At 47.5% G+C, this 16,326-nt stretch carries 19 protein-coding genes; 10 read left to right on the forward strand and 9 right to left on the reverse strand.

Annotated features, from left to right (window positions below; genetic code table 11):
- Positions 1–30: 30 nt before the first annotated feature.
- Both AC566Q_RS17245 and AC566Q_RS17250 read right to left on the reverse strand, forming a co-directional pair.
- Positions 31–363 carry an ATP-binding protein gene (locus AC566Q_RS17245; protein WP_499608712.1) on the reverse strand — a complete coding sequence of 111 codons (333 nt, stop codon included), beginning with the start codon at positions 361–363 and terminating at the stop codon, positions 31–33.
- 50 nt (positions 364–413) lie between these two features.
- Positions 414–1,448 carry a sensor histidine kinase gene (locus AC566Q_RS17250; RefSeq protein WP_499608718.1) on the reverse strand — a complete coding sequence of 345 codons (1,035 nt, stop codon included), beginning with the start codon at positions 1,446–1,448 and terminating at the stop codon, positions 414–416.
- Between the two features lie 720 nt (positions 1,449–2,168).
- Between AC566Q_RS17250 and AC566Q_RS17255 the strand changes: the two genes are divergently transcribed.
- A complete protein-coding gene (locus AC566Q_RS17255; protein ID WP_499608721.1) occupies positions 2,169–2,483 on the forward strand; it encodes a ComEA family DNA-binding protein in 315 nt (104 codons plus the stop codon).
- A 99-nt stretch (positions 2,484–2,582) separates the two neighbouring features.
- Here AC566Q_RS17255 and secF read toward each other — a convergent pair whose 3' ends face one another.
- The 6 genes from secF to AC566Q_RS17285 form a co-directional block, all read right to left on the reverse strand.
- A complete protein-coding gene (gene secF / locus AC566Q_RS17260; protein WP_279318322.1) occupies positions 2,583–3,524 on the reverse strand; it encodes a protein translocase subunit SecF in 942 nt (313 codons plus the stop codon).
- A gap of 11 nt (positions 3,525–3,535) precedes the next feature.
- Positions 3,536–5,377 carry a protein translocase subunit SecD gene (secD, locus tag AC566Q_RS17265; protein ID WP_499608726.1) on the reverse strand — a complete coding sequence of 614 codons (1,842 nt, stop codon included), beginning with the start codon at positions 5,375–5,377 and terminating at the stop codon, positions 3,536–3,538.
- A 54-nt stretch (positions 5,378–5,431) separates the two neighbouring features.
- Entirely contained in the window at positions 5,432–5,770 is a 339-nt protein-coding gene (gene yajC / locus AC566Q_RS17270) for a preprotein translocase subunit YajC (RefSeq protein WP_105933863.1), read from the reverse strand.
- Positions 5,771–5,791: 21 nt separating this feature from the next.
- Positions 5,792–6,904, reverse strand: coding sequence for a tRNA guanosine(34) transglycosylase Tgt (tgt, locus tag AC566Q_RS17275; RefSeq protein ID WP_499608734.1), 1,113 nt, complete (start codon positions 6,902–6,904; stop codon positions 5,792–5,794).
- Between the two features lie 95 nt (positions 6,905–6,999).
- Complete coding sequence (queA, locus tag AC566Q_RS17280; protein WP_499608737.1) at positions 7,000–8,046, reverse strand: tRNA preQ1(34) S-adenosylmethionine ribosyltransferase-isomerase QueA; 1,047 nt, start codon at positions 8,044–8,046, stop codon at positions 7,000–7,002.
- Positions 8,047–8,529: 483 nt separating this feature from the next.
- Positions 8,530–8,766 carry a DUF6471 domain-containing protein gene (locus AC566Q_RS17285; RefSeq protein WP_499617539.1) on the reverse strand — a complete coding sequence of 79 codons (237 nt, stop codon included), beginning with the start codon at positions 8,764–8,766 and terminating at the stop codon, positions 8,530–8,532.
- A 296-nt stretch (positions 8,767–9,062) separates the two neighbouring features.
- Here AC566Q_RS17285 and AC566Q_RS17290 point away from each other — a divergent pair, with 296 nt between their 5' ends.
- The 9 genes from AC566Q_RS17290 (at position 9,063) to AC566Q_RS17330 (ending at position 15,490) form a co-directional block, all read left to right on the forward strand.
- Positions 9,063–9,452: a DUF2170 family protein gene (locus AC566Q_RS17290; RefSeq protein ID WP_070177030.1), complete on the forward strand. Its 390-nt coding sequence runs from the start codon at positions 9,063–9,065 to the stop codon at positions 9,450–9,452.
- A gap of 15 nt (positions 9,453–9,467) precedes the next feature.
- On the forward strand, positions 9,468–10,148 hold the full coding sequence (locus tag AC566Q_RS17295; protein WP_499608741.1) for a PspA/IM30 family protein: 681 nt from the start codon (positions 9,468–9,470) through the stop codon (positions 10,146–10,148).
- Between the two features lie 114 nt (positions 10,149–10,262).
- Positions 10,263–11,315: a potassium channel family protein gene (locus AC566Q_RS17300; RefSeq protein WP_499608744.1), complete on the forward strand. Its 1,053-nt coding sequence runs from the start codon at positions 10,263–10,265 to the stop codon at positions 11,313–11,315.
- 1 nt (position 11,316) lies between these two features.
- The gene (locus AC566Q_RS17305; RefSeq protein ID WP_499608747.1) at positions 11,317–11,961 is read left to right on the forward strand and encodes a YjfK family protein; all 645 of its coding nucleotides are present in this window, start codon (positions 11,317–11,319) and stop codon (positions 11,959–11,961) included.
- A gap of 15 nt (positions 11,962–11,976) precedes the next feature.
- Complete coding sequence (locus tag AC566Q_RS17310) at positions 11,977–12,393, forward strand: DUF350 domain-containing protein (protein WP_105933870.1); 417 nt, start codon at positions 11,977–11,979, stop codon at positions 12,391–12,393.
- Positions 12,394–12,403: 10 nt separating this feature from the next.
- Complete coding sequence (locus AC566Q_RS17315; protein ID WP_499608752.1) at positions 12,404–13,024, forward strand: DUF1190 domain-containing protein; 621 nt, start codon at positions 12,404–12,406, stop codon at positions 13,022–13,024.
- Between the two features lies 1 nt (position 13,025).
- Positions 13,026–14,192 (forward strand): glutathionylspermidine synthase family protein, encoded by a 1,167-nt coding sequence (locus tag AC566Q_RS17320; protein ID WP_499608755.1) that lies wholly within the window; start codon positions 13,026–13,028, stop codon positions 14,190–14,192.
- Positions 14,189–14,740: a rhomboid family intramembrane serine protease gene (locus tag AC566Q_RS17325; protein WP_105933873.1), complete on the forward strand. Its 552-nt coding sequence runs from the start codon at positions 14,189–14,191 to the stop codon at positions 14,738–14,740. Before AC566Q_RS17320 ends, AC566Q_RS17325 begins: the two co-directional genes overlap by 4 nt.
- A gap of 42 nt (positions 14,741–14,782) precedes the next feature.
- Positions 14,783–15,490: a VC0807 family protein gene (locus AC566Q_RS17330; protein WP_105933874.1), complete on the forward strand. Its 708-nt coding sequence runs from the start codon at positions 14,783–14,785 to the stop codon at positions 15,488–15,490.
- A gap of 97 nt (positions 15,491–15,587) precedes the next feature.
- On the opposite strand, the gene AC566Q_RS17335 is transcribed toward AC566Q_RS17330, so the two are convergent.
- Positions 15,588–16,244, reverse strand: coding sequence for a spondin domain-containing protein (locus AC566Q_RS17335; RefSeq protein ID WP_105933875.1), 657 nt, complete (start codon positions 16,242–16,244; stop codon positions 15,588–15,590).
- Between the last annotated feature and the right edge of the window lie 82 nt (positions 16,245–16,326).

Genomic DNA, 16,326 nt, shown 5'->3' on the forward strand with positions numbered 1-16,326 from the left:
AAAAGTGGGTTGGATATCACTGTTGACCTCTCACTTATTCAAGTCATGTAATTCAAAGGTCAACGCCAGACCTTCATCAACAAATATATTTAAGTCGCTGTCCAATTTACCTTTAACCAGGTTGTAAACTACGCTCAACCCCAGGCCGGCGTTGCCGGCACCACGGCAGGTGGTAAAGAACGGATCAACAATGCGTTCCAGCAAGGCTTTTTCTACGCCGGTGCCATTGTCTTTAAACAGCAGTAAATGGGTTTGACTATTTCCCTGGGTGTAGGGAAAAGTAATGCTTATCTCACAGTGCTTTTGCTCGGGCTTAAAGGCATGGCCTACCGCATTACTGGCGAGATAATTGAGAATGTCCAAAATGACATCCGGATAAGTGTAAACCATGGCACGCTTATCAATATTAGCGTTTAATTAGCGTTTATCTTTACCAGAGATCCCGGGTATTCATTGTAAAAACGTACAATAAACGAATCGACCAGCTCGGCTATAACCACGGGTTCAGGCGTCATGTTGGCATCGGAGCTGATTACATCGACTTTTTTAAACCGCGTAACCAGAGCCGATGCTTTATGCATATTACTCAGCGACAAGCTGACCATTTCATCCCCGGACTCCATAAACTCTTTAAAACGCTCAGCATCCAGGCAGCCCATATCGTAATCCTTACGCAAATCTCCCATCATTTCCTGTAAGTGAGACATGCTGGTGATACCTATCCCTAAAGGCGTATTCACTTCGTGAGCAACACCGGCAACAATACCGCCCATTGCTGATAGCTTTTCATTTTCCACCAGCCGCTGCTGGGCAAACTGAAGATCATCAAATGCCGCTTGCTTTTCGCGATTTGCCGACTTTAATCGCTGTGCCTGCACCACCAGATACACAACCAGTAAACTTAAAGTAAATGCCGCAACCGGGATAACTGAATAGGCAGCTTTGTGATGGAACAGATTGTTCTGATATGTCGACACCATCCATTGGCGATTAAAAAAATTCAGGGTAGCGACAAAGTCACCATTGGTGACATCTTCAGAACCGCTTATCACCTGATTGTGTTTACTGAACACCAGGCTGGGTAAACCTGATTCACGCTCAAACAAGGAGTAGCCATTATTTATCTGGTTATTCAGTGTTTGTTCAAGGGTGAAACCAACATCTATCAGTATGCCCACAAAACCCTGCTGCTCAGCTACCCGCTGTATAACAAACGTGTAATAGTGGTCATTGCTTTGAAGTTTAAATATAGGCGAGGCAACAACCCTGCGAGTATCCGAAAGACGTTTATACAGTTTATTAATGTCAGCCTTTTCGAGCAGGTCGTGAGAACTCAGCCCGGCCACAGAACTTGCTCCCTGCCAATAAGTTTGGGTTAACGACTGCTCTGATTGATTATCAGGTTCTGCCAGATAGGTCATGGCAACGATATTACCAAACTGCCCCATCACCAGATTGGTGTAACTGGCAAACTCATGGGCCTCTACCGACTGAGACGAGCGAAAAAGCTGTGCCAGTGAGCGCAGCGCATAAGCGTTGTAATCTAGCTACCTGCTTAATGTATCGATAAATTCCTGCATTGGGGCTTCGAAGCTGACTACCTGATCCTGTTTCAATAACGTTTGGCTAACTAAGGTACCCATTATGGTAATCACTACTACGAAAACTCCCCCCAAGCAAAAACGTGGTGAGCTGACTGGGCATTGATGATTTCCTGGATTTTTAATAACTATAGTTTAGTAATGTAAAGAGAGGTAATTTAACCGGGTAAAGAAACCTCACAACCAGGGCACTGCGGAGCTGTTACGACCAATAAAATTAAACGCTCAGACTTTAGCCGTTTTTTATTAAAGCTTAGTCTTTCACAAAACAAAACGACAAGACTCTGATGTTTAAAGACTTTTACAAAATAAGCGAAATGTAAAAGCGTTCATTATCAATATAAAGTTTGAGTGTAATCAATTTCGGTTAACAGCAAAATAGCAAAGATACACCTTTAGTATAATTTTTAATTTACGCTTGCCTGCACAATATTATTACCTGCTGAAGCTTGCAAAAAATGAGTCGGAGAACACAAAACTGGCCATTTTCTGTACTGCCGCTTTTCAGGAGAGATGAGTAGAGTAAAGGGGATGATTATCATCATTCACAACCTTTAGGAGCTACACATGAAATTATCCACTGTTCGTATCTGTATGATCGTGCTGGCGCTGTTCGCTGGCTTTAATAGCGCCGCTGCCGAGTCATTAAAAATGACCGACGAAGTTAGTCAGGTGGCAACCACTGAAGCTTTACTAAACCTGAACACCGCCTCGCTGGAGCAACTGATGACGTTACCGGGAATAGGCAAAAGCAAAGCAGCTGCCATTATTAATTACCGGGAGTCCCAGGGGCCTTTCAGCTCAGTGGATGAGCTGACCCGGGTAAAAGGTATCGGGGTTAAAATGCTGGCAAAACTCACCGGCAGCATTGAAGTCCGCTAATGCTTTAAGAAATTGTTTTTCAAGACTGGCGGACTGGCTACAAAAAAGCCGCGGAAATTTCCGCGGCTTTCATTTAAGCTTAGATAGCTTGTCTGCCATTTACGGCATTGCGTCCAAATCTTCACCTTCTTTTTCAACCTGCGGCGGCATAAGATCTTCTTTACTGATCCCCAGTGCCAATGCCACAGAGCTGGCAATATAGATAGAAGAATAGGTACCAACTACCACACCAAATAACAGCGCCGTGGCAAAACCATGGATAAGCGCACCACCCTTAAAGAACAGCGCCAGCAATACCAGCACAGTGGTTAATGAGGTAATGATGGTTCGGTTAAGTGTTTGGGTCAGTGAAATATTGATAATTTCCACCGGCTCTCCTTTGCGGATCTTGCGAAAATTTTCGCGGATCCGATCCGATACCACAATGGTATCGTTCAGCGAGTAACCAATAACCGCCAGTACAGCTGCCAGTACCGTCAGGTCGAATTCCAGTTGTAGAAACGAGAACAGCCCCAAAGTCAGCAGCACATCGTGTATCAGTGCCGATACCGAGCCCAGCGCAAAACGCCATTCAAATCGTGCCGCTACGTAAATAAGGATACAGATAAGCGCTACCAGCATCGCCAGACCGCCCTGTTCTGTGAGCTCTTCACCTACGTTTGGTCCAACAAACTCGATACGGCGTTTTTCTACACTGCTATCAGCCTGTTGCAGGATATCGATCACCTGATCACCAATAGTAACGGCTTTTACCCCTTCACGCGGCGCAATTCGGATGAGTACATCAGTACTGCTACCAAAATTCTGCACTACGGCATCAGGGAAGTCGTTAGCTGCCAGGGACGAACGAATTTCACCCAGATCAGCGGCTTGCTCATAACCGACTTCAATCAGCGTACCGCCGGTAAAATCCAGCCCCCAATTCAGGCTGTTAGTTACCAGCGAGAATATCGAAGCAAGGATTAGCAGCGTTGACAATACCATTGCGGGTAACCGCAATTTCATAAAGTTAACAGTTTCGGATAATTTTAATAATTGCATGTCAGACGCTCCTATATCGCCAGTTTGCTAACACGGCGACCACCCCAGACGGCATTTACAATCACCCGGGTAACCAGAATCGCGGTAAACATAGAAGTGGCGATACCAATCATCAGCGTAATCGAGAAGCCTTTTATCGGACCAGTACCAACGGCAAACAAAATCAAACCAGCAATAAAGGTGGTAATATTGGCATCAAGAATGGTCGAGAAAGCGCTGTCGTAGCCCTGATGGATTGCCTGTTGCGGACTGCGTCCATCGCGAATTTCTTCGCGGATACGCTCAAAGATCAGCACGTTGGCATCAACCGCCATACCAACCGTAAGAACAATACCTGCCATACCAGGCAACGTCAGGGTTGCCCCCGGGATCATCGACATAATGCCCACAATCATAACCAGGTTAAGGCCCAGTGCAATGTCAGCCACAATGCCGAAGGCTTTGTAATAAACCAGCATAAACACCATTACCAGCGCCAGACCCCAGATGATCGCCTGCATACCTAAATCGATATTTTCCTGACCCAGGCTTGGGCCAACGGTACGTTCTTCGACAATCTGAATTGGCGCAATCAAAGCACCAGCGCGAAGTAACAGGCTCAAATCACGGGCTTCTTTAGGTGAATCAAGACCAGTGATCTGGAAGTTACTGGCAAACTGACCACGGATGGTCGCTACATTGATAACTTCTTCGTGACGTTCAAAAATCAGTTTATCGTTGGCGTCACGTTCGCCGGTTGCTTTGTATTCAATAAACACGGTGGCCATAGGTTTACCCACGTTCTCGCGGGTATTGCGCGACATTTTATTACCACCTTCACTGTCAAGCGATATGCTGACCTGCGGCAAACCGTATTCATCAACGCCACTGTTAGCATCAATAATGTGGTTGCCGGTTACTACCACACGCTTGTCCAGCAGCACCGGACGTTCACCTTCATACAGCAGTTGTGAACCCGGCGGTACACGCCCAGCTATGGCGTCACGAACGTCGTTATCCTGATCTACCATTCTGAATTCCAGCGTCGCGGTGGCGTTCAGAATTTCTTTAGCCTGGGCGGTATCCTGAATACCCGGCAGTTGCACCACAATGCGCTCTGCGCCTTGCTTTTGCACCACAGGTTCAGCAACACCCAGTTGATTTACCCGGTTACGGATGATGGTGATGTTCTGCTTAACCGCATAGTCTCTTATCTCGGCAAGCTTCTGCTCAGAGAAACGGGCCCGCAGTACCAGATCATCCATTTCCTGATAAGTCAGGTCACGATTACGGTTTTCGAGGAAAAACTCCGCTTTATCAAGCGTTTCTTCATCGCGGAACTGGATATCAATAAAGCCATCGCGCACATTCACCGAGCGATAACGCAGTTTTTCTTCACGCAGTGCAGTACGAAAATCACTTTCGGCATCTTCCAGTGATTTACCAATGGCTTCGTTCATGTCGACTTCCATCAGGAAGTGCACACCACCACGTAAATCCAGCCCCAGTTTCATCGGCATGCCACCGAGGCCTTCAAGCCACTCGGGCGTATCAGGCGCAAGGTTCATGGCCACTACATAGTCAGTGCCCAGTTCACGATCAAGGAAATCACGCGCTTTTAACTGGCTGTCGGAATCCGGCAGACGGATCAGCAACTGCTCGTTTTCAAACTCTACCGATTTAATCGGAATGTTTTGTTCAGCAAGCGCGGTGGTGATTCGAGATTCGAGTGCTGCGGTGACAGTGGCGTTGCGCGAACCGGAAATTTGCACGGCATTATCTTCACCGTACAAATTTGGCAACGCATACAGGCCGCACATCAGTACCATAAACAGTACGACCAGCACCTTAAAAAATGAGTTTTGGTTTAACACAAAAATTCCCTACGACGGGCTGCAGTGATCACCGAGCCCGTTTTAGCTGGTTACTTAGATAGACTTCATTGTGCCTTTTGGCAGCACGGCACTTACGGCAGATTTTTGCACCACGATGTTGGTTTGGTCATTCAGCGCTACTTCAATAAAATCCTTTTCGTCAGACACTTTGGTTACTTTACCGACCATGCCGCCCTGGGTCAGAATCTCATCACCTTTGGCCAGTGATGATACCAGTGCTTTATGCTCTTTAACGCGTTTTGCCTGCGGACGATACAGCAGGAAATAGAAAATCAGGCCAAACACGCCCAGCATGATCAGCATTTCTAAACCGCCGCCCTGGCCACCGCCACCAGCTGTTTGTGCGTGTGCTTCGGAAATAAATAAACTCATAATGTTCCCCGTTATAAATTGTTATAAAGCCGGTACCGGCATGTTTTTCTGTGCGTAAAATTCGCTGACAAATTGGTCGAGAGTATTACTCGCAATCGCGTCCCGCAATCCCTGCATAACCCGTTGATAATAACGCAGGTTATGGATGGTATTGAGTCTGGCGCCAAGTATCTCATTGCACTTGTCGAGATGATGTAAATATGACCGAGAATAGTTTTTGCAAGTGTAACAATCACAATTTTCGTCGAGCGGACCCGTGTCATGCTTATGTTTGGCGTTGCGGATTTTTATCACACCTTCGGTGACAAACAAATGACCGTTACGAGCATTTCGGGTTGGCATCACGCAATCGAACATGTCAATGCCGCGGCGAACCGCCTCTACGATATCTTCCGGCTTCCCTACGCCCATCAGGTAGCGGGGCTTATGCTCAGGAATTTTCGGCGCCGTATGTTCGATGATGCGTATCATGTCTTCTTTGGGCTCGCCCACCGACAATCCGCCAATGGCGTAACCGTCGAAGTCAATATCCTCAAGACCAGCCAGCGAAATATCCCGCAAATCTTCGTACATGCCCCCCTGAATAATACCAAACAGAGCTGAAGGGTTATCGCCGTGGGCATCTTTACTGCGTCGCGCCCAGCGCAGCGACAACTCCATAGAAATTCGGGCTTCCTGCTGGGTAGCAGGGTACGGCGTACACTCATCGAAAATCATCACGATATCAGAGCCCAGATCACGCTGTACTTCCATGGATTTTTCCGGCGTCAGCAAAATCTTTTCGCCATTGATTGGCGAGCGGAAGGTCACCCCTTCTTCAGTGATTTTGCGTAAATCACCCAGGCTGAATACCTGAAAACCACCGGAATCGGTGAGAATTGGCTTTTGCCAGTGCATAAAATCGTGCAGATCACCGTGCTCTTTTATAATCCCGGTCCCCGGGCGCAACATCAGGTGAAAGGTGTTTCCCAGACAAATATGGGCACCGCTATCGGCCAGTTCTTCGGGGGTCATTCCTTTTACGGTACCGTAAGTACCTACCGGCATAAACGCCGGCGTTTCCACTTCGCCACGTTCAAACACCAGCTTTCCTCGTCTGGCGCGTCCGTCGGTATGGAGCAGTTCAAATTGCATGAGAAATTATATCCTGTCTGATCAAGAGGGCTATTTACGCACCCCCTTCGTCGATACTCAATTGAGGGCGGATTATACCAGCAATACAACAGAGATCATGTGTTAATGCTTTTTTCAATAAACATGCTGTCGCCGTAGCTATAAAAGCGGTATTCCTGTTCAATGGCTTCGGCGTAAGCCTTAAGCACATTGTCGCGCCCGGCAAAAGCACTGATCAGCATAATCAGCGTGGATTCAGGCAGGTGAAAGTTGGTGAACATGGCGTCCACTACCTTAAATTCGAAACCGGGATAAATAAAGATATCCGTGTCGGCCTGGAACGGCTCAATCACTTCGGCTTTATCGGCATGCAGCGCTGCAGACTCCAGTGAACGCACTGAAGTGGTTCCTACCGCAATCACGCGCTTACCAGCGGTTTTGGTGGCTCGTACTGCATCCACCACAGTTTGCGGCACAATGGCATATTCGCTGTGCATCTTGTGTTCAAGCACATTGTCGACCCGCACTGGCTGAAAAGTACCAGCACCTACGTGTAAAGTAACGTAAGCCAGATTAACCTGCTTTTCTGCCAGCGCGGCTAAAATGGTCTCGTCAAAATGCAATCCTGCCGTAGGTGCTGCTACGGCGCCGGGGGCCTGATTATAAACCGTTTGATAACGTTCTTTGTCGCTGTCTTCATCGGCTCTGTCTATATACGGTGGTAATGGCATATGGCCATGGGCTTCAAGCTGCTCAAGCACCGTACTCTCGCCGTCAAAAGACAGCTCAAACAACGCGTCCTGCCTGCCTGTTACGGTCACTTCAACCGCCCCTTCCAGGAGTAATTTAGTGCCGGGCTTCGGTGCTTTGCTGGCGCGCACATGGGCCAGCGCTTTATGCTCGTCCACAATGCGCTCAACCAGCACTTCCACTTTACCGCCAGAGGCCTTCTGCCCCAGCAGTCGAGCAGGTATGACCCGGGTATTATTAAATACCAGCAGATCCCCCGGCTCTACCAAATCAAGCATATCGCGGAACTGTTTATGCTCGACCGTGCCCGTTTTACCATCAAGATGTAACAAACGGCTGGCAGTGCGTTCGGCGGTAGGATGTTTAGCAATCAGGTGCTCGGGCAGTGTAAAACTAAAATCTGATAATTTCATGCAGCTCAAATGTCGTATCAAATTGCTTTTAAGTCGCGGAGAATAACCGCCCTAACGGGCTTTCCTTCGAGTCAAAAGGGTTTCTGTCAAAAATTGGCGGGAGTTTAACACATTTCGTCGAAAAAAGGCCGTGTCATCGGCTCAATTTCACGCTTTACAGCGGTATTTAAAAGCTCATTTAGCGGGTGGCAGTTTCAGGCCTGGCGACATTCTATTGAGCAACTGTAAAGCCTCAGTTCTCTTGCAATTCATTTACTTACAATTTCCCTGAATTTACCCTGCAAGTATCTCACCAACTTTAGGTATTTATATCCATACCAATGAATGCCGTATGATACACAGTTTTTCTTTTATTATTTTGGAATAAGACTATTATTTAATCAAAGCGATGATGTTCTCCCATCTTCCTTATTCGACCCAGTCATTTTGGCTGGGTTTTGTTTATGTACCACGCAATCCACGTATCTTCTGCCTTGTAGCAATTTAATCGCTGTCTCCGGCAGCCATTACCTCGGCCATCATCTCTGCCGATAACGGCCGTGCTTTGAGGACAAAAAGAATCTGTAACAGCAAATCGGCACCTAAAATGCCTTTATTCACTTTATTGCGCAAATTATCGGCCGTTTGCGAGACCCCTATTTCTGCCAGTTTGTCACTCAATCCCTGATATTTCACACCGCGCAGCGACATTTCCGAACGAATAATCCGCTGTACCACCATCCGCCATTGATTCTGACCTTTCAAAACAACCCCTTTTGTGAATTATAATTTACATTGACACACTTTTTTACACATATAGACATAATTATTATTGACTATTGCTACCTTAATTGTCTACACTTTTCCTCGTTCCGGCAGATATGCTCAAAAAAATCAGTCGGAACGGGCAATGAGAACAACACAGACTATCGGTTTAGAGACACTTTGTTGCACTAATTAACGTAAAGTCGTTGCAACAGTGTAGTAAATCTGACTAGAGTTAACGGCATTTAGCTGATTCGGTAAGGAGATATAGTATGGAATGGGATCTTGAACAACTTGAGGCCCTGTTTAAAGACATGGATGACCTGGTCGTCACCCGCGAGAAAGAATGTTTACTGATTGCAAATCAGGACGGGCTGGATGCCTGGCTGGCAATCAGCGGTGAGCAAATCATAGTTGAGAGTTTACTGTTTAACGCTTCGCAGGTTGCCGATAAAGCCGCTCTGGACCACGATATTCTGTCAACTCACATGCTTTTCCCACTCACAACGGTGGCCATATCCAACGTTAATGGAGAGGAATACTACACGGCATTCGGTGCGCTGAGCGCGCAGTCAAAAGCAGAGAGTATTCAAATTGAAGTGACTACGTTATTCCAGAACGTGGCAGCTTTCCTTGACGCTTATGAGTCACATTTGAAGTAATTTAAGGAGAAATTTATGTCTGTTTGGAAAAAACTGATCACAGCAGTGAAAGGTGGAGCCAACGAAGCGGCCCAGTCAGTGGTAGATAGTCAGGCAATCAGAATTCTTGAACAGGAAATTCGGGAAGCAAAAGAAGAGTTGCGCAAATCTGATCATGCCCGCACCCAGATTCTGGCTAAGTGCAAATTGTCACAGCAAAAAGTTGATGGATTTAACCAGTCGATTGCGGAGTATGAAGCCCATGCCCGTAAAGCTATCGACACCGACCGTGAACTGGCGCTTGATTGCGCACAAAAAGTTAGCGAACTGAAAGCTGAACGCGACCAGGAACAGCAATACCTCGACCAATTCAATGCGTCAGAGAAGCAGCTGGCTAAAAATATTCAGCAGGCAAAAGCCAACCTGCGTCGCCTGGAACAACAGGTTGATATGGTAAAAGCAACTGAAAGCGTGCAGAAGGCTCAGGTTGCAGTATCTTCCCGTCATATGGGCGCAAACAGCAAAATGAAGACGGCGACTGAGTCACTGTCGCGAATTCAGGAAAAGCAGAAAATGCGCACCGCGGAGCTCGAAGCAGCGGAAGAACTGGCTTCATCTGAATCGTCTGACGATTTAGAGAAGCGTCTGGCAGAGGCTGGCATCAAAGGCGGCCAGAGTTCGGCCGACGATGAGCTGGCGCGCATTTTAGGCAAGTAAATAAAATCAAGCGGTTAAGTCTCGGCTTGCTCTCTGGCAGGTACTTGGACTAACCGCTATTTTTTTGCGAAGATGGCAATCAACTCAACAACAGGGATAGTCAGTGGCGCCAATATGTGGATAAAGATCCGACGCGTAATGCTTAACTATTTTGCCGAATCACGATGGTACACCATCGTTCTGGCGACGCTGTTTTATGGCTTGTCGTCCTGGTTGTTACTTTATGCATTCGACGAACAGGCACTGACCGAAAGTGTTGATTTCATCTATTGGCTGGCAGTGACCGGCTCAACAGTTGGCTACGGTGATTTATCGCCGCAAACCCCTGCTGGCAAGCTTATTGTAGCCTTGTATGTTATCCCGCTAGGCTTAAGTATCTTTGCGATGATTGTTGGCCGGGTTGCCGCCTTTGTGGGAAATCAATGGAGAAAAGGTATTATGGGGTTATCCAGTCTCGATGTAAGCAACCATATTCTGGTCATTGGCTGGAATGAGCAACGCACGTTATTACTACTCAAACTACTCCTGCAGGAACGTCATTCTCTGGCTGAAAAGCCTGATATCGTGCTGTGTGTCAGAGCCGACATTACCAATCCCATGCCCGGTAAAATAGAATTCGTCCGGGTTGAATCGTTTAATAAAGATGAAGACATGGACAAGGCCTGTATCAGCTCGGCCTCCACCATTCTTATTGATAATCCCGAAGACGATTTAACCATGACCACCGCACTTTATTGTGCACAAAAGAATCCGTCGGCCCATCAGGTTGCGTATTTTAATGATGAAAGCCTGGTCCGGCTGCTGCAGATGCACTGCCCACAGGTAGAATGTACGCCCAGCGTGGCGGTTGAAATGCTCGCCAAAGCTGCTTTCGACCCCGGTTCCAGCACACTGCACCACGATTTGTTGAGCGTGGATGACGATGGTCAGGCGCAATTTTCTCTGACTATTCCCCACTCGGTTGAACCAGTGAGCTACCAAACCTTATTTATGGCGTTTAAACGTCAGTATGATGCTACCTTAATAGGTTGTGCCGGCGCTGAGCGCGGCCAATCCATTACGCTCAACCCCGCACTAAATACGGTTATTTCACCACAGGATAAACTTTATTATATCGCCAAAGCCCGCATTACCGATATTAACTGGAATGCGCTCACGGAGCAGTGATATGTTTAAAAAATGGTTTAAATCAGATGCCCCCAAAAATCCTGCCGCACCGGAGGTGATGGGTCTGTATTTAGGCGGCTCCTTTGAACTGGATGCGCTTAAACTCAAATTACTCACGCCACAATTGTGTATTGAAGGGGCGGCCAGCAAACATCTTATTCAGGCCGTAGGCCAGGCAGAGCTGGACAGCGGCGGCACCCTGTTACGCTTTTATACCGACGACGATGCCTTCCTGCAGGTAGTGCTTGACGGTGGTATGAGCGAAAACCACATTACCGATGTCAAGCTCTGGTACTTCTACTCTACCACCACTGTCGGCAACCAGTCGCAATGGCAACAATGTCTGAACAACGAAATTTCCCGCCCTACCTATGAACTTGAAGGCCATAGTTTTTCTCGCGTTTGGGATGCAGTAGGTGAAGAATCACCCCCGGTTGCGGTTACCGAGAAAACCTGGGAAGAAGACGGCGATGTGAGTGAAACCGACCAGTTTATGATGCTTTACGAGCGCGAAATGGATAACGACCGCACGGAGTCTTTGCTGGTTGCCGGCGAAGAAAAAATCGTCGGTGCCAATACCGATCGCTGCCTGGTGATCAGTACCGGTTTTGACATACAACCCTCAGATATTCGCATTAACGGCTAACAATAAGGAAAACGCATGGAAATTATCACTCAGTCGATGGCCGGACTTTTAAACTTCGCCCTGTATTTTGCGATCTCTATTATTTATCTGTTCATTTTTAAAGTGGTGTACGCCATGGTTACGCCGCACGATGAATGGAAACTGGTAAAACAGGAAAAGAACGTGGCCGCAGCCATTGGCTTTGGTGGCGCCATGGTTGGTTTCAGTCTCGCCCTGGCAAGCGCCGCGTCAAACTCTCTGGGGTTAATTGATTTTACCCTGTGGGGCATTGTTGCCGTGATTGCGCAGAGCCTGGCCTTTGCCCTGTTGCGGTTTAGTTTTATGCCGAAAATTGCCGAGCGCATTAATAACAATGAAGTTTCTGCCGGTGTTATGCTTGCTGCCATGTCGATTGCCGTGGGTATTCTGAATGCCGCTTGCATGACTTATTAGGAGTTTTGCGATGAGCCATTCACAAAAACGTTCTAAAAGTATTCATCTGCATCAGTTACGCAAAGCTTTTGCATTAAAACCGCTGGCCGTGGGTGTAGCCGGGATCATGCTCACCGCCTGTGGTGGCAGCCGCGAACAGTCAAACATTTATGTATCGCCGGAAGATTGCCAGCAGGATAATCCGGAAGCAACCGGCCAATGCCTGGCGGCATATGAGTCGGCGCTTGAGGAACATAATCGCACCGCGCCTAAATTCGACACGCAAAATGATTGCGAATACGAATTTGGTAATGACCGCTGTCAATATGTACAAACGTCATCAGGCAGCTTTTTTATGCCCTTTATGGCCGGTTACATGGTAAGTCAGTTGCTGCAGCCGCGGCCGTATTATTCGCAGCCTTTATACACCTCATTCTCCCCTTACTCGCCATTCCGTTCACGCTGGGTTACCTCAAACGGCTATGTATTTGATGGTGATATCAGAAGACGCTCATATAATGCACCCTCATCGGTATTTGAGAAAAAGCCAACCGTAAACCGCACTATTAAACGCGGCGGATTTGGCAGCAGCGTGCGGGCGAAATCGAGCTGGGGTAGTTCAAGCAGTAAATCCAAGGGCTGGGGCGGCTAGCATGTTCAGAATGGCCAGTCAGCCGCGCCACAACTGGCAACAGTTAGCGGCTGAATATGGTTTTCATTTTCATACCATGTACGGCGAACCCTACTGGGATGAAAGTGCTTACTATCAGTTTACCCTGCTTCAAATAGAACAGGACATTGAAGATCCCAGTGCCGAATTACACCAGATGTGTTTGCATGTGGTAGATAAAGTGGTTAATTCTGAGGCATTGCTAAGCCAGTGCCAGATCCCCCAACCACACTGGGATTTTATCGCCTCAAGCTGGCGTGAAAAACAACCTTCTCTGTATTCACGGCTGGATCTGGTTTACGACGGTCAATCTCCCGCCAAGCTGTTAGAAAACAATGCAGATACCCCCACTTCCCTGTATGAAACCGGCTTCTGGCAATGGCTATGGCTGGAGAATCTGGTGGATGCCGGTCAGATTGCGCGCCACGCCGATCAGTTTAACTCCTTGCAGGAGAAGCTCGTTTACCGGTTTGAGCAATTAAGACAGCAATATAATTATCAGCGTATTCACTTTAGTTGTTGTGAAGATTCGGTAGAGGATCGCGGCACCGTGCAATACCTGCAGGATTGTGCCAGTGCAGCGGGCATAGACGCACCGTTTTTGTTTATTGAAGACATAGGCCTGAGCGACACAGGCTACTTTACCGATTTAGACGACAACGCCATTACCCGATGTTTCAAACTGTACCCGTGGGAATTTATGCTTCGGGAGGAATTTGGTGATGCGCTGGAAGCCGCTGATGTAGGCTGGCTTGAGCCACCATGGAAATCAGTGTTATCCAATAAGGCGCTGCTGCCGCTGTTGTGGCAGGAATTTCCCAATCATCCCAATCTGTTACCGGCATTTTTTGAACAGGATAAGCATCGGACCACCGCCGGTAAGTGGATTAAAAAGCCGTTATTTTCCCGTGAAGGGGCCAATATCTCGCTGCTTAACGATAATGATTCACCAACCACCCTATCAGAAGGACCCTACGGTGAAGAAGGGTTTATCCTGCAACAGTACCAGCCACTGCCCCGCTACGGCGACCAATATGTATTGATTGGCAGTTGGCTGGTAGACGATTTACCGGCTGGCATTTCCATTCGGGAAGACCGTTCACTGATTACTCAGGACTTATCGCGCTATTTGCCGCACATTATTTTATGAAACAGTTTACCTTATCCCAGCAACTCAGAATTTTAGGCATATTGGCGCTCGGCCTGCTCGGCACCGAGTTTATTAATTTATTGCTGTCTAACTGGTTAAATCAATTCGGCATCCGTCCGCGCGATCCGGGCAACCTGCCGGGAATTTTTCTTGCCCCCTGGCTACACGCTAACCTCACCCATTTTGCCAGTAACTTTTTGCCATTATTACTGTTTATGTGGCTGAGTATGCAATGGGGCAAACTGACTTTTCTGAAGTCTACGCTGCTGATTTGGCTGGGCGCCGGCTTGCTGGTGTGGTTATTTGGTCGTAATGCTATGCACATTGGCGCCAGCGGCATTGTTTATGGTTACCTTGGCTTTCTCATCCTCGGCGGCTTTTATAGCAAAAAGTTACATTTATTGATTATTTCAGTAGTGATAGCCGTGCTATATGGCGGTATGATATTCGGTGTACTGCCCTTACAGCGATTTGTTTCCTTTGAATACCACCTGTTTGGTTTCATCATGGGCTTACTAAGTGCCCATCTGTGGGCGAAATCCTCATAAGCCGGGCTTGAAGCCTGCCATTGTAAGTAAAGAAGTTACCTTATGTCAGACCGCACACCGTCAACCGCTAAACCTCAGAATCAGGGGTTTCTGCCTAATCTGGCATTTAATATTGTCATCCCGGTGGTACTAATGAGCTATGCCAGCTCCGAAGAGTACTTAGGCCCGGCCTGGAGTATTGTGGCCGCACTGAGCTTTCCGCTGGGCTATGGTCTATGGGACTTAAAACAAAGCGGCAAGATTAACGGCTTTTCTGTACTCGGGATTGTCAGTGTGTTACTGACCGGAGGGATCAGTTTATTAAAGTTACCGGCAGAATATATTGCCATTAAAGAAGCCGCTATTCCGGCCCTGATAGGCATAGCTGTGCTGGTTACCCAGGCAACAGAAAAACCGCTGGTAAAGATGCTTATTCTTAACGATCAGATTATTAACTGGCCCAAATTGAATGAAGTGCTCGATCAGCAGAATAAGCAACCGCTGTTTAAGGAAAAAATCAGGCACTGCTCTTACATTGTTGCCGGTTCGTTTTTCTTATCCTCTACACTTAACTATATTCTTGCCAAGGTCATTCTGGTGAGCGAACCGGGTACCACGGCCTATACAGAAGAGTTAGGACGGATGACTGCATTGAGCTACCCGGTCATAGTTATCCCCTCTATGGTGTTACTGATTGCTGCACTGTGGTATCTGTTCAGCCAGATTGGCAAAATTACCGGTGAAGATATCGAGAGCTTTATTAATCAGTAATAAAACGGTTAGGGTGCAACTAATTACCTGATAAGGGCAGTCTGTCACACCTTCATCGCGCAATGAATTACTGCTCGATACCTTGCCTCAACATCGGTTAATACACCCGCTTTATTTTCACTATGGCTACTGGTCCCTGCCAGTCATACATCGCCTGACTCAAATCGGCCTCACCATGGATCCCGGCAGACGGGAAAATATAGCCCTCGCCTAAATCCGTATCGGAAAAGGCTTCACCGCCACAGGTCGGCCCTGGAATAAAGGCACATTCTTCTGAGTTAGTTTCGGTGCCGGCGTCATACGCCATGGCCAGATAGGTTGTTTGAGCCCGCATACCAGAAGGGAGGTCAATAGCCTGAGCAGCAACAATATTATCGTTGGTGGGTAATAACATAGACACCAGACTTAGTTTATTTTTGCCACCTCGGGCGTCTATAGAGAGTGTCACCGACTCACCAGGGCCTAACAAACCATCTGAGCTAACCGTTTGATAAACCCCATTCGATGCATCGAGCTCAGCCTGAAGCCCGGCAGTATCTCCACCTTCAGCCACCCGCCCAAGTGCCTCAGAAGCTGGCGCTCCCAGCTCAAATAAGCTCACCCGTTTGTTATGCGTGGCCAACAGGAATGGCGTAAAACTAATTCCAGAAGTGACATTCTGAATAGTCACCTCATAGGATTTTGCCGCGGCCATAGCCGGTGCGGTAAAGGCCAGTACTGCAGGTACTACTAATGAAAACACTATTTTTTTCATTTTCTTTTTCTCCGTAAAAGTCAGTAAATAGGGGGGTAGCCTGAAACCGCATTGACTCCTCCCCCCGCCAAGGAAAAGACTA

It is taken from the genome of Alteromonas sp. H02 (assembly GCF_059682525.1).

Coding starts and splice junctions, on each gene's coding strand:
- AC566Q_RS17310 (WP_105933870.1), top strand. CDS start 11,977: ATGGAAATTATCACTCAGTCGATGGCCGGACTTTTAAACTTCGCCCTG.
- AC566Q_RS17325 (WP_105933873.1), top strand. CDS start 14,189: ATGAAACAGTTTACCTTATCCCAGCAACTCAGAATTTTAGGCATATTG.
- AC566Q_RS17330 (WP_105933874.1), top strand. CDS start 14,783: ATGTCAGACCGCACACCGTCAACCGCTAAACCTCAGAATCAGGGGTTT.
- AC566Q_RS17305 (WP_499608747.1), top strand. CDS start 11,317: ATGTTTAAAAAATGGTTTAAATCAGATGCCCCCAAAAATCCTGCCGCA.
- AC566Q_RS17315 (WP_499608752.1), top strand. CDS start 12,404: ATGAGCCATTCACAAAAACGTTCTAAAAGTATTCATCTGCATCAGTTA.
- AC566Q_RS17335 (WP_105933875.1), bottom strand. CDS start 16,244: ATGAAAAAAATAGTGTTTTCATTAGTAGTACCTGCAGTACTGGCCTTT.
- tgt (WP_499608734.1), bottom strand. CDS start 6,904: ATGCAATTTGAACTGCTCCATACCGACGGACGCGCCAGACGAGGAAAG.
- queA (WP_499608737.1), bottom strand. CDS start 8,046: ATGAAATTATCAGATTTTAGTTTTACACTGCCCGAGCACCTGATTGCT.
- AC566Q_RS17250 (WP_499608718.1), bottom strand. CDS start 1,448: ATGGGGCAGTTTGGTAATATCGTTGCCATGACCTATCTGGCAGAACCT.
- AC566Q_RS17300 (WP_499608744.1), top strand. CDS start 10,263: ATGTGGATAAAGATCCGACGCGTAATGCTTAACTATTTTGCCGAATCA.
- AC566Q_RS17285 (WP_499617539.1), bottom strand. CDS start 8,766: ATGGTGGTACAGCGGATTATTCGTTCGGAAATGTCGCTGCGCGGTGTG.
- AC566Q_RS17320 (WP_499608755.1), top strand. CDS start 13,026: ATGTTCAGAATGGCCAGTCAGCCGCGCCACAACTGGCAACAGTTAGCG.
- yajC (WP_105933863.1), bottom strand. CDS start 5,770: ATGAGTTTATTTATTTCCGAAGCACACGCACAAACAGCTGGTGGCGGT.
- AC566Q_RS17295 (WP_499608741.1), top strand. CDS start 9,468: ATGTCTGTTTGGAAAAAACTGATCACAGCAGTGAAAGGTGGAGCCAAC.
- secF (WP_279318322.1), bottom strand. CDS start 3,524: ATGCAATTATTAAAATTATCCGAAACTGTTAACTTTATGAAATTGCGG.
- AC566Q_RS17290 (WP_070177030.1), top strand. CDS start 9,063: ATGGAATGGGATCTTGAACAACTTGAGGCCCTGTTTAAAGACATGGAT.
- AC566Q_RS17255 (WP_499608721.1), top strand. CDS start 2,169: ATGAAATTATCCACTGTTCGTATCTGTATGATCGTGCTGGCGCTGTTC.